Raw genomic sequence first — 13,856 nt, forward strand, 5'->3', positions numbered from 1 at the left:
TCCTCTCAATTATTACTTGTTAACGCTGATTTCTCTTTCACGAACAACTGTCTTCATGCGAGCAATCGATTTGCGTACTTCACGAATACGAGCTGTGTTTTCAAGTTGTCCTGTCGCCAATTGAAAGCGAAGGTTGAAAAGCTCTTCTTTTAATGATTTAACTTTTTGTTCAATTTCTGCAGTGGTAAGGTCACGTAGTTCATTAGCTTTCACTTGATTCACCACCAATTTCTTCTCGTTTTACAAACTTACATTTTACTGGAAGTTTGTGCATTGCAAGTCGAAGTGCTTCACGTGCGATTTCTTCAGAAACGCCAGCAATTTCGAACATGATCTTTCCAGGCTTAACAACAGCTACCCAGCCTTCTGGAGCACCTTTACCGGAACCCATACGCACTTCTAATGGCTTAGCAGTGTAAGGCTTATGTGGGAAAATTTTAATCCAAACTTTACCGCCACGTTTCATGTAACGTGTCATCGCAATACGAGCAGCTTCGATTTGACGGTTTGTGATCCAAGAAGCTTCTAGTGCTTGTAGGCCGTATTCACCGAAAGTTACTTCAGTACCGCCTTTAGCGTTACCACGCATGTTACCACGGTGTTGACGGCGATATTTTACGCGTTTTGGCAATAACATGATTATTTGCCTCCTTCCGCATTTTTCTTCTTAGTAGGAAGGACTTCTCCCTTATAGATCCATACTTTTACGCCAAGCTTACCATATGTTGTATCAGCTTCAGCTGTAGCATAGTCGATATCAGCGCGAAGAGTATGAAGTGGAACAGTTCCTTCGCTGTAATGTTCAGAACGAGCGATATCAGCGCCACCAAGACGACCAGATACCATTGTTTTGATACCTTTCGCACCAGCACGCATAGCACGTTGGATAACTTGCTTTTGTGCACGACGGAAAGATACACGGTTTTCTAATTGACGAGCAATATTTTCAGCAACTAATTTCGCATCAAGATCAGCTCTCTTGATTTCAAGAATGTTGATATGAACACGTTTGCCAGTTAGTTGATTTAGAGCTTTACGAAGTGCTTCAACTTCAGTACCGCCTTTACCGATAACCATACCAGGCTTAGCTGTATGGATTGTAACATTCACACGGTTAGCAGCACGTTCGATTTCTACTTTAGAAACAGAAGCATCTTTTAAACGTTTCGTGATGTACTCACGAATTTTAAGGTCTTCGTGTAAAAGAGTAGCGAAGTCTTTACCTGCGTACCATTTAGATTCCCAATCACGGATGATTCCGATACGCAAACCGACTGGATTTACTTTTTGACCCACAGCTTATCCCTCCTTCTTTTCTGATAAAACGATTGTAATGTGGCTAGTGCGTTTGTTAATTTGGCTTGCACGGCCCATAGCGCGAGGACGGAAACGTTTAAGTGTCGGTCCTTCATCAACGAATGCTTGAGTAACAACTAGGTTGTTAACGTCCATTTCATAGTTGTGCTCAGCATTTGCCATAGCTGATTTTAATACTTTTTCTACGATTGGAGAAGCAGCCTTAGGAGTGAGATTTAAAATCGCCACCGCTTCACCAACTTGCTTTCCTCGGATTAAATCAACGACTAAACGTGCTTTACGAGGAGCAATACGAACTGTTCTTGCAACAGCTTTAGCTTGCATTTGGATGCCCTCCTCTCTTAACGTCTTGTTTTCTTATCATCGTTACCATGGCCTTTGTAAGCACGTGTTGGAGCGAATTCTCCAAGCTTGTGTCCTACCATGTCTTCAGTAACATATACAGGCACATGTTTGCGACCATCATAAACTGCGATTGTGTGGCCGATAAATTGTGGGAAGATCGTAGAACGGCGAGACCAAGTTTTAATAACTTGTTTACTCTCAGTTTCATTCAACTTTTCGACCTTAACCATTAAATGATCATCAACAAATGGTCCTTTTTTCAAGCTGCGACCCATGAAGGAACCTCCCTTCGTGACTGTTCTACGGTTCTTTCTTTGAACCGTAGGAAAGTCCCGTTATTTTTTACGACGACGTACAATAAACTTATCTGATTTGTTTTTCTTCTTACGAGTTTTGTAACCAAGAGTTGGTTTACCCCAAGGAGTCATTGGTGACTTACGTCCGATTGGTGAACGTCCTTCACCACCACCGTGTGGGTGATCGTTAGGGTTCATTACTGATCCACGTACAGTTGGGCGTTTACCTAACCAACGAGAACGACCAGCTTTACCAATGTTGATAAGTTCGTGTTGTTCGTTACCTACTTGACCGATAGAAGCACGGCACTCAGCAAGGATCATACGAACTTCACCAGAAGTTAAACGTACTAATACGTATTTACCTTCTTTACCAAGTACTTGAGCAGATGTACCAGCAGAACGAACTAGCTGACCACCTTTACCTGGTTTTAACTCGATGTTGTGTACTACTGTACCAACAGGAATGTTAGCTAATGGAAGAGCATTACCTACTTTAATATCAGCCTCAGGGCCAGACATTACTTCCATGCCAACTTGTAGATTTTTAGGAGCTAAGATATAACGCTTTTCTCCATCCACATAATTGATTAATGCAATATTTGCAGATCTGTTTGGATCGTACTCGATAGTGGCAACGCGTCCAGGAATGCCATCTTTGTTACGCTTGAAATCGATGATACGATATTGACGCTTATGGCCGCCACCTTGATGACGAACAGTTAACTTACCTTGGTTATTACGGCCGCCTTTTCTCGTTAATGGAGCTAATAGAGACTTTTCTGGAGTGCTAGTTGTGATTTCTGCGAAATCAGAAGTAGTCATTCCGCGACGACCATTAGAGGTAGGTTTGTACTTTTTAATCGCCATTTTATTTCCCTCCTCTTCTTGTTAGGTTCTTATGCTTCAAAGAATTCGATTTCTTTGCTGTCAGCAGTTAATTTTACAATTGCTTTACGACGTTTGTTTGTATATCCGCCGAATTTACCCATACGCTTGAACTTACCTTTGTAGTTCATGATGTTTACTTTCTCAACTTCAACGCCGAAGATTTCTTTGATTGCATCTTTGACTTGAGTCTTGTTAGCTCTAACATCAACTTCAAACGTATATTTCTTTTCAGCCATTAGGTCAGTAGAACGCTCAGTGATAACGGGGCGCTTAATGATATCGCGTGCATCCATTATGCAAGCACCTCCTCTACTTTTTCAACCGCTGCTTTAGTCATGATTAATTGATCATGATTCACAACATCTAATACGTTAATTCCATTAGCTATTACTACTGTTACACCAGGAATGTTACGAGCAGAAAGTGCTACATTCTCATCTAGGTCAGCAGTAACAATCAAAGCTTTCTTTTCAACAGAAAGACCAGCTAATACAGCTTTGAAATCTTTTGTCTTTGGTGCTTCGAATGCTAAGCTATCTAAAACTAAGATGTTTTCATCTTGTACTTTAGAAGATAATGCAGATTTAATCGCTAAGCGACGTACTTTCTTTGGTAAAGTATAGCTGTAGCTGCGTGGTGTTGGACCGAATACAGTACCACCTCCGCGCCATTGTGGAGAACGAATTGACCCTTGACGTGCACGGCCAGTTCCTTTTTGACGCCATGGTTTACGACCACCGCCGCGTACTTCAGAACGAATTTTAGTTTTATGAGTACCTTGACGTAATGAAGCTCTTTGCATAACAATTGCTTCGAATAATACGTGTTGGTTAGGCTCAATACCAAAAACTGCTTCATTAAGTTCGATTTCACCAACTTGTGAACCGTTTTGGTTTAATAATGCTACTTTAGGCATTCCTTGTTCCTCCTTTCTTAAGAACTATTTATGCTTTTACCGCACCTTTAATTTTTAATAATGCTTTTTTAGCGCCTGGTACGTTACCTTTGATTAGAAGTAAGTTGCGTTCAACGTCAACTTTTACAACTTCAAGGTTTTGAACAGTAACTTGATCTCCACCCATGCGTCCTGGTAATAATTTACCTTTGAATACACGGTTTGGAGCAACAGGTCCCATTGATCCAGGGCGACGGTGATAACGAGAACCGTGAGCCATCGGGCCGCGTGATTGTCCGTGGCGTTTAATTACACCTTGGAAACCTTTACCCTTTGAGATTCCTGTTACATCTACGATATCGCCTGCAGCGAAAATATCAACTTTGACTTCTTGACCAACTTCATATCCTGCTAAGTCGTCTCCGCGGAATTCGCGAATGAAGCGCTTAGGAGCAGTGTTTGCTTTAGCAACATGTCCTTTTTCAGGTTTGTTAGATAACTTTTCACGTTTGTCTTCAAAACCAACTTGAACAGCAATATATCCATCGCTATCAACTGATTTCTTTTGAAGAATTACGTTTGGAGCTACCTCAACAACAGTTACAGGGATTAAGTTGCCGTTTTCTGCAAATACTTGAGTCATACCAATCTTTCTTCCTAAGATTCCTTTGGTCATTTAAGTCACACCTCCTATAGAATGTTTGTTTATTTAGATTAAAGTTTAATTTCAATATCAACGCCAGATGGTAAATCTAAACGCATTAACGCATCAACTGTTTGTGGAGTTGGGTTAACGATGTCGATTAGACGCTTATGAGTTCTCATTTCGAACTGCTCACGAGAATCTTTGTACTTATGAACCGCACGTAGAATCGTGTAAACAGACTTTTCTGTTGGTAACGGAATTGGACCAGAAACTGCCGCACCTGAACGTTTTGCTGTTTCAACGATTTTTTCTGCAGATTGATCAAGAATTCTGTGATCATAAGCTTTTAAACGGATACGAATCTTTTGTTTTGCCATTATTTTCCCTCCTTTATTCGCCTATTTTTATAAATAGACATTCTCAGTGGAAATTTCCCACACACTCGCCATGGCAAAGCGGCCGGGTGTGTCAGCAACCTTCCACATCATCGCAGTCAAAGACCAACATTGTCTATTATACATAAAACATAGAACAAACGCAACATTAATTACGATTTTTTTCTTTATGTTTTTGTACTGAACACTTTTCCTATTATAGCGGGTGAAAAATACTTTTTCAACTGAAAATATCATTCTCCAATAATATCCTAATTACTAGTGATGATTAACGAATTTTTTGATTATATTTATATAGAAGAAACTCGAAAATTTTTCAGATATGAAGACACAAAAAAGCAGATGGATCGTCACCCATCTGCTTTCTTATATAAATATTACTCAGTGATTGAAGTGATTGAACCTGAACCTACTGTACGGCCACCTTCACGAATTGAGAACTTAGTTCCTTCTTCGATCGCAACTGGAGCGATTAGCTCAACAGTCATTTCGATGTGGTCACCAGGCATTACCATTTCAGTACCTTCTGGAAGGTTACAGATACCAGTGATATCAGAAGTACGGAAATAGAATTGTGGACGGTAGTTAGAGAAGAATGGAGTATGACGTCCACCTTCTTCTTTAGTTAAAACGTAAACTTGTGCTTTGAACTTAGTGTGTGGAGTGATTGATTTTGGCTTAGCCAAAACTTGTCCACGCTCGATTTCTTCACGAGCAACACCACGAAGAAGGGCACCAATGTTGTCACCAGCTTCAGCATAATCAAGAAGCTTACGGAACATTTCTACACCTGTTACAGTAGTAGATTTTGGCTCTTCAGTGAAACCTACGATTTCAACTACGTCACCAACTTTAACTACACCACGCTCAACACGTCCTGTAGCAACTGTTCCACGACCAGTGATTGAGAATACGTCCTCAACTGGCATCATGAAAGGCTTGTCAGTGTCACGAGTTGGAGTTGGGATGAATTCGTCAACAGCAGTCATAAGTTCAAGAACTTTTTCTTCCCACTCTGCTTCGCCTTCTAATGCTTTAAGAGCAGAACCTTTGATAACTGGAGTGTCATCGCCAGGGAAATCGTATTCTGATAATAGATCACGAATTTCCATTTCTACTAATTCAAGAAGTTCTTCGTCATCAACCATATCACACTTGTTCATGAATACAACAAGGTAAGGTACGCCTACCTGACGAGAAAGAAGGATGTGCTCACGAGTTTGTGGCATTGGACCATCAGTAGCAGATACTACTAAGATACCGCCGTCCATTTGAGCAGCACCAGTGATCATGTTTTTAACATAGTCAGCGTGTCCTGGGCAGTCTACGTGTGCGTAGTGACGTGCATCAGTTTCATACTCAACGTGTGCAGTAGAGATTGTGATACCACGCTCTTTTTCTTCTGGAGCACCATCAATTTGATCGTATGCACGAGCTTCTGCTTTACCTGATTTAGCAAGTACAGAAGTGATTGCAGCAGTTAAAGTAGTTTTACCATGGTCAACGTGTCCGATTGTACCAATGTTAACGTGTGGCTTTGAACGGTCGAATTTAGCTTTTGCCATTTGGAAAATCCTCCTTTGGATTATAAAAGTTTTAAGTATATTAGGTAGAAACTGCGAAAATGTTTGTCCATATTTCACAGTTTCTATTCTTACATAAGTAGTTATACTTTAAACAAAGGTGAAAATCAATTATTCACCTTTATTTTTTTTGATAATTTCTTCAGAAACTGATTTTGGTACTTCTTCGTAGTGATCGAAGTGCATAGAGAATACTCCACGACCTTGAGTACTTGAACGAAGTGCTGTTGCATAACCAAACATTTCTGAAAGTGGAACCATTGCACGAACTACTTGTGCGTTACCGCGTGCTTCCATACCTTCAACGCGACCACGACGTGCAGTGATTTGTCCCATGATATCCCCTAGGTATTCTTCAGGGATAACAACTTCAACCCTCATCATAGGTTCAAGGATAACTGGGCTACACTTAGACGCAGCATTTTTAAGAGCCATTGAAGCGGCAATCTTAAACGCCATCTCAGATGAGTCAACATCATGGTAAGAACCGTCAAATAGACGAGCTTTAATATCAACTAATGGATATCCAGCAAGAACTCCACGATCAAGTGAATCTTCAAGACCAGCTTGAACAGCAGGGATGTATTCACGAGGAACAACACCACCGACGATACCGTTTACGAATTCGAATCCTTTACCTTCATCATTAGGTGAGAATTCAATCCAAACGTGACCATATTGTCCACGACCACCAGATTGACGTGCGAATTTACCTTCAACTTGTGCAGAAGCACGGAAAGTTTCGCGGTACGCTACCTGAGGTGCACCTACGTTAGCTTCAACCTTAAATTCGCGACGCATACGGTCAACGATGATATCTAAGTGAAGTTCACCCATACCAGCGATGATTACTTGTCCAGTTTCCTGGTCAGTATGCGCACGGAATGTTGGATCTTCTTCTTGAAGTTTTTGTAGAGCTGTTGTCATTTTGTCTTGGTCAGCTTTTGACTTAGGTTCAACTGAAAGTTGAATTACAGGCTCTGGGAATTGCATTGACTCAAGGATAACAGGGTTTTTGTCATCACAAAGAGTATCACCAGTAGTTGTATCTTTCAAACCTACAGCGGCAGCGATGTCACCAGCAAAAACCTTAGAGATTTCTTGACGGCTGTTCGCATGCATTTGTAGAATACGTCCGATACGCTCACGCTTGCCTTTAGTTGAGTTCTGAACATATGATCCAGATTCTAAAGTACCAGAGTAAACACGGAAGAATGTTAATTTACCAACATAAGGGTCAGTCATAACTTTAAATGCAAGAGCAGAGAATGGCTCTTCATCGCTAGAATGACGTTCAATTACATCTTCTTCATCATCAATCGCATGACCTTTGATTGCAGGTACATCTAGTGGAGATGGAAGGTAATCGATAACGGCATCTAACATTAACTGAACACCTTTGTTTTTGAAAGCTGATCCACAGATTACTGGGTAGAATTCAACGTTAACAGTACCTTTACGAATCCCTGCTTTTAGTTCTTCTTTAGTGAGTTCTTCCCCACCAAGGTACTTTTCCATTAACTCTTCATCTAATTCAGCTACTGCTTCAACTAGTTTTTCGCGATATTCTTCAGCTTGCGCCATATATTCTTCTGGGATTTCACGAACTTCAATATCAGTTCCTAAATCGTTTCCGTAGAATACAGCGTTCATTTCCACAAGGTCAATGATAGCTTCGAATTGGTCTTCAGCACCAATAGGTAACTGAATAGGATGTGCGTTCGCTTGTAAACGGTCGTGGATTGTTCCTACAGAATAAAGGAAGTCAGCCCCGATTTTATCCATTTTATTTACGAATACAACACGTGGTACACCGTAAGTTGTTGCTTGACGCCAAACTGTTTCAGTTTGAGGCTCAACACCAGACTGTGCATCTAGTACAGCTACCGCACCATCAAGTACACGTAGGGAACGTTCAACTTCAACCGTGAAGTCTACGTGTCCTGGTGTGTCGATGATGTTAACGCGGTGGCCTTTCCATTGTGCAGTTGTTGCTGCGGAAGTGATTGTGATTCCGCGTTCTTGCTCCTGCTCCATCCAGTCCATCTGAGAAGCGCCTTCATGTGTTTCACCGATTTTATGAATCTTACCAGTGTAATAAAGAACACGCTCAGTGGTAGTCGTTTTACCGGCATCGATGTGAGCCATGATACCGATATTACGTGTGTTTGCTAAGGAGAACTCTCTTGCCATTTGGTCTTTCTCCTTCCTAGTTTGGAATGAAATTATTTATATTGAAGGTTAGATTACCAACGATAGTGAGCAAACGCTTTGTTCGCTTCTGCCATTTTGTGTGTATCTTCACGCTTCTTAACAGATGCACCAGTGTTGTTAGCTGCATCCATGATTTCATTAGCTAAACGCTCTTCCATCGTCTTTTCACCGCGTAGACGAGCGTAGTTTACTAACCAACGAAGACCAAGAGTTGTACGGCGATCAGGACGCACCTCAACTGGTACTTGGTAGTTTGCACCACCTACACGGCGAGCTTTAACTTCTAATACAGGCATGATGTTTTTCATAGCTGCTTCAAAAGTTTCCATTGGCTCTTTGCCAGTACGTTCGCGAATAGTATCAAACGCTGAGTAAAGAATTTCTTGTGACTTACCTCTTTTACCGTCAACCATCATTTTGTTGATTAAACGAGTAACTAATTTTGAATTGTAAAGCGGATCTGGTAACACGTCTCTTTTTGCTACAGGACCTTTACGTGGCATATATTTTCCTCCTTTCAAAGAAGCTATTATTAAAGTAGTAATTATTTCTTAGCTGCTTTCGGTCTCTTAGTACCATATTTTGAGCGACCTTGCATACGGTTGTTTACACCAGCAGTATCAAGTGCTCCACGTACGATGTGATAACGTACCCCTGGTAAGTCTTTTACACGTCCTCCGCGAATAAGAACAACACTGTGCTCTTGAAGGTTGTGGCCAATACCAGGAATGTATGCAGTCACCTCGATACCATTCGTCAAACGTACACGTGCATATTTACGTAACGCTGAGTTTGGTTTCTTTGGAGTCATTGTACCAACACGAGTACATACTCCACGTTTTTGTGGTGAAGATACATTTGTTTGTGATTTCTTGAAACTGTTATAACCTTTGTTTAGCGCAGGTGATTTTGACTTCTCCTCTTTTGATTGACGAGGCTTGCGCACAAGTTGGTTAATAGTAGGCATGTATTTTTCCTCCCTTCATTTTTTGTAAGCCCACACATCCAGGTGGTTCATTTTTTTGCAAAAACAAAGTTTTTGCAGACTACTCTATCTACAAAAACAGTTTTTAACGGATAATAGCGACAGCTGCAGCACCAACTTCAATTCCACATGCTTTTCCGAGCTTTTTCATCGAATCAACATATCGAACCGGAACTTCTATGCCAAGAGCTACTTCTACGACTTTCGCTGTAACCTTTGGTTCAGCATCGCTTGCAACGACTAACTCTTGTACATTACCTTCCTTAAGTGCTTTAACTGCTTGTTTTGTTCCTATAACAAACTTTTGTGCCTGTAATACTTTTTCATAAGACATAAATCATATTCTCCAAAGTATCAGGTGAATAGGAGCACCTTTGATATAGTATCATCTTACCAAATAGTTGTCAACAAATGTTTCGATATTTTATTCAAGACAGCATTTGGTAAATTTTATGCTTAAAATAGGGTACCCGCAATTGTGCAGGTACCACTATGTTAATTAATCAATTGCAACGGTCTCTTCAGAGGTTGTATCACGAAGCACTGGCTCCGCTTTACGGTAGCGTTGCATCCCCGTTCCAGCAGGAACAAGCTTACCGATGATAACATTTTCCTTCAAGCCGAGTAACTCATCACGCTTGCCTTTGATCGCTGCATCTGTAAGAACTCTTGTTGTTTCTTGGAAGGATGCTGCAGACAAGAATGAATCTGTTTCAAGAGATGCTTTTGTAATACCAAGTAACACTGGACGTCCTGTAGCAGGCAATTTACCTTCAAGTAACGCCTTTTCGTTAGCATCAGTGAATTGGTGAATATCAAGCAGGGTACCTGGAAGTACTTCTGTTTCACCTGCATCACTAACGCGGATTTTACGTAGCATTTGGCGAACCATTACTTCTACGTGTTTATCGCCAATTTCTACCCCTTGCATGCGGTATACTTTTTGTACTTCGCGCAATAGGTACTCTTGAACAGAGGTAACGTCTTTGACTTTGATTAACTCTTTAGGATCAATTGAACCTTCAGTAAGTTCTTGACCACGAGCAACCTTATCATTGATCGCAACTTTTAAACGTGCTGTGTATGGAGCGTTATAAGTACGTGATTCAACTTCGCCTTGAACAACGATTTCATGCTGACGGTCACGTCCTTCATTAATTCCAACAACTACACCTTCAATTTCAGAGATAACAGCTTGACCTTTAGGGTTACGCGCTTCAAAAATCTCTTGGATACGCGGTAAACCTTGGGTAATATCGTCTCCCGCAACACCGCCCGTATGGAAGGTACGCATGGTTAACTGTGTTCCTGGTTCACCAATGGATTGTGCAGCAATAATACCAACTGCTTCACCCACTTCAACTTCCTGACCAGTTGCCAAGTTACGGCCATAACATTTCTTACATACACCATGGCGTGTATTACAAGTAAATGCAGAACGAATTTTTACTGTTTCAATTCCTGCACCGACAATAATTTCTGCTAAATCTTCTGTAATTAAGCCGTTTTCAGGAACAAGTACTTCTTTTGTTTCAGGATGCTTGATTGCATTACGTGCATAACGGCCAATTAAACGCTCATCAAGGCCTTCAATGATTTCTGTACCGTCTTTCAATGCACTAATTGTAAAGCCGCGGTCGGTTCCACAATCATCTTCACGAACAATTACATCTTGTGCAACGTCCACGAGACGACGAGTTAAGTAACCTGAGTCAGCTGTCTTAAGGGCTGTATCGGCAAGACCTTTACGCGCACCGTGTGTAGAAATAAAGTACTCTAATACGGTTAAGCCTTCACGGAAACTTGATTTAATTGGTAACTCAATGATACGACCAGCAGGGTTGGCCATCAGACCACGCATACCAGCAAGCTGTGTAAAGTTAGATGCGTTACCACGGGCACCGGAATCACTCATCATGAAAATTGGATTCGTCTTATTTAAGGATTTCATCAACTTGCCTTGAATAACATCCTTAGCTTGAGACCATATCGCAATTACACGATCATAACGCTCATCTTCGGTAATAAGACCACGTCTGAATTGTTTTGTAACGTTATCTACTTTACCTTGCGCTTCTTGGAGAATTTGTTGCTTCTCACCAAGTACGACGATATCAGATACACCAACTGTAATACCCGCTTTTGTAGAATGTTTAAAGCCAAGGTCTTTCATGCGGTCAAGCATTTTAGACGTTTCAGTAATTTTGAATCGCTTAAATACTTCTGCAATGATATTACCAAGGATTTTCTTCTTGAACGGATCTACTAATGGCATCGCCTTGATTTTCGCTAGAATATCTTCACCTTTTTCTACGAAATATTTAACAGGTGTTTCAACTTCTAGGTTATGTCTAGTTGGTTCATTGATATATGGGAATGACTTCGGAAGAATCTCATTAAAAATAAGTTTACCAACCGTAGTTATTAGTAGCTTATTATTTTGTTCTTCTGTGAAAGTCTCATTTCCTAATGATCCAGCATGAACAGCTACACGAGTATGGAAATGAACAAATCCATTCTGATATGCAAGTATAGCTTCGTTTGTATCTTTGAAAATCATACCCTCACCAACTGCACCTTCACGTTCTAGAGTTAAGTAATAGTTACCTAACACCATATCCTGCGAAGGAGTAACAACCGGTTTACCATCCTTAGGGTTTAGGATATTTTGCGCTGCAAGCATTAATAATCTAGCTTCCGCTTGCGCTTCAGATGAAAGTGGTACGTGAACAGCCATTTGGTCACCGTCGAAGTCCGCATTGTATGCTGTACATACAAGTGGGTGAAGGCGAATTGCTCTTCCTTCAACAAGTGTTGGTTCAAACGCCTGGATACCTAGTCTATGCAATGTAGGGGCACGGTTCAAGAGAACTGGATGCTCTCTAATTACATCTTCAAGTACATCCCATACATCTGGAGAGACGCGTTCAATTTTACGTTTAGCTGATTTGATATTATGGGCTAAACCTTTTTCTACAAGCTCCTTCATTACAAATGGCTTGAAGAGTTCAAGTGCCATTTCTTTAGGAAGACCACATTGATACATTTTTAAGTTTGGACCTACAACGATAACGGAACGACCGGAATAGTCAACACGCTTACCAAGCAAGTTTTGACGGAAACGTCCTTGTTTACCCTTTAACATATGTGAAAGTGATTTTAATGGACGGTTACCAGGTCCTGTAACTGGACGGCCACGACGACCGTTATCAATCAAGGCATCAACTGCTTCTTGGAGCATACGCTTTTCATTTTGAACGATGATGCTTGGTGCACCAAGGTCTAATAGACGCTTTAAGCGGTTGTTACGGTTAATTACTCGACGGTATAGATCGTTTAAGTCAGAAGTAGCAAATCTACCTCCATCCAGTTGTACCATTGGACGAAGTTCAGGAGGAATAACAGGCAGTACGTCAAGAATCATCCAGTCAGGTTCGTTTCCAGAACCGCGGAATGCCTCTAACACTTCAAGGCGTTTAATCGCACGTGTACGACGTTGACCTTGTGCTGTTTTAAGTTCTTCCTTTAAAATATCTACTTCTTTATTTAAATCGATATCAGAAAGAAGTTTTTTAATCGCTTCAGCACCCATGGCAGCTTGGAATTTGTTTCCGTACTTTTCACGATAGGCACGATATTCCTTTTCAGATAGAAGTTGCTTTTTATCAAGAGCAGTATCTCCTGATTCTGTCACTACATAAGAAGCGAAGTAAATAACTTCTTCTAATGCACGAGGGGACATATCTAGAACAAGTCCCATTCGGCTCGGGATTCCTTTGAAATACCATATGTGTGATACAGGTGCAGCAAGTTCGATGTGACCCATACGCTCACGACGGACTTTTGCACGAGTTACTTCAACCCCACATCGGTCACAAACAACGCCTTTATAACGGACACGCTTATATTTACCGCAATGACATTCCCAATCCTTCGTTGGACCAAAAATACGTTCGCAGAATAAACCGTCCTTTTCAGGCTTTAACGTACGATAGTTAATGGTTTCTGGCTTTTTCACTTCTCCGAATGACCATGAACGGATTTTATCCGGTGAAGCAAGACCAATTTTCATATACTCAAAATTATTAACGTCAAGCAAGGGGCCTACCTCCCTTTCGATCTTCAGGTTCTACCCTTAGTGCTAAGAAAAGCGGAAGCGCGCGGGTTAGCCCCGACAGTCAATTGTTCTCCAGCCGGAAAGTCGCCCTTTGACTTTTTGGCTGGAGGTTATTTGACCCCGAGGGGCTGCGCGCTGCAACTAGACAAGTTTGAAAAACAAAACAGCGCAC

The 13,856-nt window shown here is 41.2% G+C and carries 16 protein-coding genes; all 16 read right to left on the bottom strand.

Translation table 11 applies throughout. From position 1 onward, the window contains the following. Positions 1–12 precede the first annotated feature (12 nt). The 16 genes from rpmC to rpoC all read right to left on the bottom strand — a co-directional run bounded on the left by rpmC (position 13) and on the right by rpoC (position 13,666). On the bottom strand, positions 13–213 hold the full coding sequence (gene rpmC / locus AA0X95_RS01655) for a 50S ribosomal protein L29 (protein ID WP_040203247.1): 201 nt from the start codon (positions 211–213) through the stop codon (positions 13–15). Further along, complete coding sequence (gene rplP, locus AA0X95_RS01660) at positions 203–637, bottom strand: 50S ribosomal protein L16 (RefSeq protein ID WP_307282803.1); 435 nt, start codon at positions 635–637, stop codon at positions 203–205. The genes rpmC and rplP overlap by 11 nt, the downstream gene beginning before the upstream one ends. A gap of 2 nt (positions 638–639) precedes the next feature. After that, complete coding sequence (rpsC, locus tag AA0X95_RS01665) at positions 640–1,296, bottom strand: 30S ribosomal protein S3 (RefSeq protein WP_308081563.1); 657 nt, start codon at positions 1,294–1,296, stop codon at positions 640–642. Positions 1,297–1,299: 3 nt separating this feature from the next. Further along, complete coding sequence (gene rplV, locus AA0X95_RS01670) at positions 1,300–1,641, bottom strand: 50S ribosomal protein L22 (RefSeq protein ID WP_308081564.1); 342 nt, start codon at positions 1,639–1,641, stop codon at positions 1,300–1,302. 17 nt (positions 1,642–1,658) lie between these two features. Beyond that, entirely contained in the window at positions 1,659–1,937 is a 279-nt protein-coding gene (gene rpsS / locus AA0X95_RS01675) for a 30S ribosomal protein S19 (protein ID WP_026565526.1), read from the bottom strand. 60 nt (positions 1,938–1,997) lie between these two features. Further along, positions 1,998–2,828 carry a 50S ribosomal protein L2 gene (gene rplB, locus AA0X95_RS01680; RefSeq protein ID WP_308081565.1) on the bottom strand — a complete coding sequence of 277 codons (831 nt, stop codon included), beginning with the start codon at positions 2,826–2,828 and terminating at the stop codon, positions 1,998–2,000. Positions 2,829–2,857: 29 nt separating this feature from the next. Further along, on the bottom strand, positions 2,858–3,145 hold the full coding sequence (gene rplW, locus AA0X95_RS01685) for a 50S ribosomal protein L23 (RefSeq protein ID WP_307290695.1): 288 nt from the start codon (positions 3,143–3,145) through the stop codon (positions 2,858–2,860). Further along, positions 3,142–3,765 carry a 50S ribosomal protein L4 gene (gene rplD / locus AA0X95_RS01690; protein WP_413304673.1) on the bottom strand — a complete coding sequence of 208 codons (624 nt, stop codon included), beginning with the start codon at positions 3,763–3,765 and terminating at the stop codon, positions 3,142–3,144. Before rplD ends, rplW begins: the two co-directional genes overlap by 4 nt. Before the next feature lie 28 nt (positions 3,766–3,793). Next, the gene (gene rplC, locus AA0X95_RS01695) at positions 3,794–4,420 is read right to left on the bottom strand and encodes a 50S ribosomal protein L3 (RefSeq protein ID WP_413304675.1); all 627 of its coding nucleotides are present in this window, start codon (positions 4,418–4,420) and stop codon (positions 3,794–3,796) included. Positions 4,421–4,458: 38 nt separating this feature from the next. Next, the gene (gene rpsJ / locus AA0X95_RS01700; RefSeq protein WP_007085291.1) at positions 4,459–4,767 is read right to left on the bottom strand and encodes a 30S ribosomal protein S10; all 309 of its coding nucleotides are present in this window, start codon (positions 4,765–4,767) and stop codon (positions 4,459–4,461) included. 395 nt (positions 4,768–5,162) lie between these two features. Then, on the bottom strand, positions 5,163–6,350 hold the full coding sequence (tuf, locus tag AA0X95_RS01705) for an elongation factor Tu (protein ID WP_413304678.1): 1,188 nt from the start codon (positions 6,348–6,350) through the stop codon (positions 5,163–5,165). Between the two features lie 129 nt (positions 6,351–6,479). Then, positions 6,480–8,561 carry an elongation factor G gene (fusA, locus tag AA0X95_RS01710; RefSeq protein WP_413304680.1) on the bottom strand — a complete coding sequence of 694 codons (2,082 nt, stop codon included), beginning with the start codon at positions 8,559–8,561 and terminating at the stop codon, positions 6,480–6,482. 53 nt (positions 8,562–8,614) lie between these two features. Then, positions 8,615–9,085 carry a 30S ribosomal protein S7 gene (gene rpsG, locus AA0X95_RS01715; RefSeq protein ID WP_308081571.1) on the bottom strand — a complete coding sequence of 157 codons (471 nt, stop codon included), beginning with the start codon at positions 9,083–9,085 and terminating at the stop codon, positions 8,615–8,617. A 41-nt stretch (positions 9,086–9,126) separates the two neighbouring features. Then, the gene (gene rpsL / locus AA0X95_RS01720; protein WP_026565517.1) at positions 9,127–9,549 is read right to left on the bottom strand and encodes a 30S ribosomal protein S12; all 423 of its coding nucleotides are present in this window, start codon (positions 9,547–9,549) and stop codon (positions 9,127–9,129) included. Between the two features lie 103 nt (positions 9,550–9,652). Beyond that, positions 9,653–9,901, bottom strand: coding sequence for a 50S ribosomal protein L7ae-like protein (locus AA0X95_RS01725; RefSeq protein ID WP_413304684.1), 249 nt, complete (start codon positions 9,899–9,901; stop codon positions 9,653–9,655). Positions 9,902–10,066: 165 nt separating this feature from the next. Continuing rightward, positions 10,067–13,666: a DNA-directed RNA polymerase subunit beta' gene (gene rpoC, locus AA0X95_RS01730; RefSeq protein ID WP_413304687.1), complete on the bottom strand. Its 3,600-nt coding sequence runs from the start codon at positions 13,664–13,666 to the stop codon at positions 10,067–10,069. Positions 13,667–13,856: the final 190 nt, after the last annotated feature.

This window comes from Neobacillus phoenicis (genome assembly GCF_047302305.1).
Taxonomy (GTDB): Bacteria; Bacillota; Bacilli; order Bacillales; family Cytobacillaceae; genus Neobacillus.

What these genes read in the sequence shown, in the direction of transcription:
- rplD (WP_413304673.1), bottom strand. Translation starts at nt 3,765, where the DNA reads ATGCCTAAAGTAGCATTATTAAACCAAAACGGTTCACAAGTTGGTGAA.
- rplV (WP_308081564.1), bottom strand. Translation starts at nt 1,641, where the DNA reads ATGCAAGCTAAAGCTGTTGCAAGAACAGTTCGTATTGCTCCTCGTAAA.
- rpsJ (WP_007085291.1), bottom strand. Translation starts at nt 4,767, where the DNA reads ATGGCAAAACAAAAGATTCGTATCCGTTTAAAAGCTTATGATCACAGA.
- tuf (WP_413304678.1), bottom strand. Translation starts at nt 6,350, where the DNA reads ATGGCAAAAGCTAAATTCGACCGTTCAAAGCCACACGTTAACATTGGT.
- AA0X95_RS01725 (WP_413304684.1), bottom strand. Translation starts at nt 9,901, where the DNA reads ATGTCTTATGAAAAAGTATTACAGGCACAAAAGTTTGTTATAGGAACA.
- rplB (WP_308081565.1), bottom strand. Translation starts at nt 2,828, where the DNA reads ATGGCGATTAAAAAGTACAAACCTACCTCTAATGGTCGTCGCGGAATG.
- rpsS (WP_026565526.1), bottom strand. Translation starts at nt 1,937, where the DNA reads ATGGGTCGCAGCTTGAAAAAAGGACCATTTGTTGATGATCATTTAATG.
- rpsL (WP_026565517.1), bottom strand. Translation starts at nt 9,549, where the DNA reads ATGCCTACTATTAACCAACTTGTGCGCAAGCCTCGTCAATCAAAAGAG.
- rpsG (WP_308081571.1), bottom strand. Translation starts at nt 9,085, where the DNA reads ATGCCACGTAAAGGTCCTGTAGCAAAAAGAGACGTGTTACCAGATCCG.
- rplP (WP_307282803.1), bottom strand. Translation starts at nt 637, where the DNA reads ATGTTATTGCCAAAACGCGTAAAATATCGCCGTCAACACCGTGGTAAC.
- rplC (WP_413304675.1), bottom strand. Translation starts at nt 4,420, where the DNA reads ATGACCAAAGGAATCTTAGGAAGAAAGATTGGTATGACTCAAGTATTT.
- fusA (WP_413304680.1), bottom strand. Translation starts at nt 8,561, where the DNA reads ATGGCAAGAGAGTTCTCCTTAGCAAACACACGTAATATCGGTATCATG.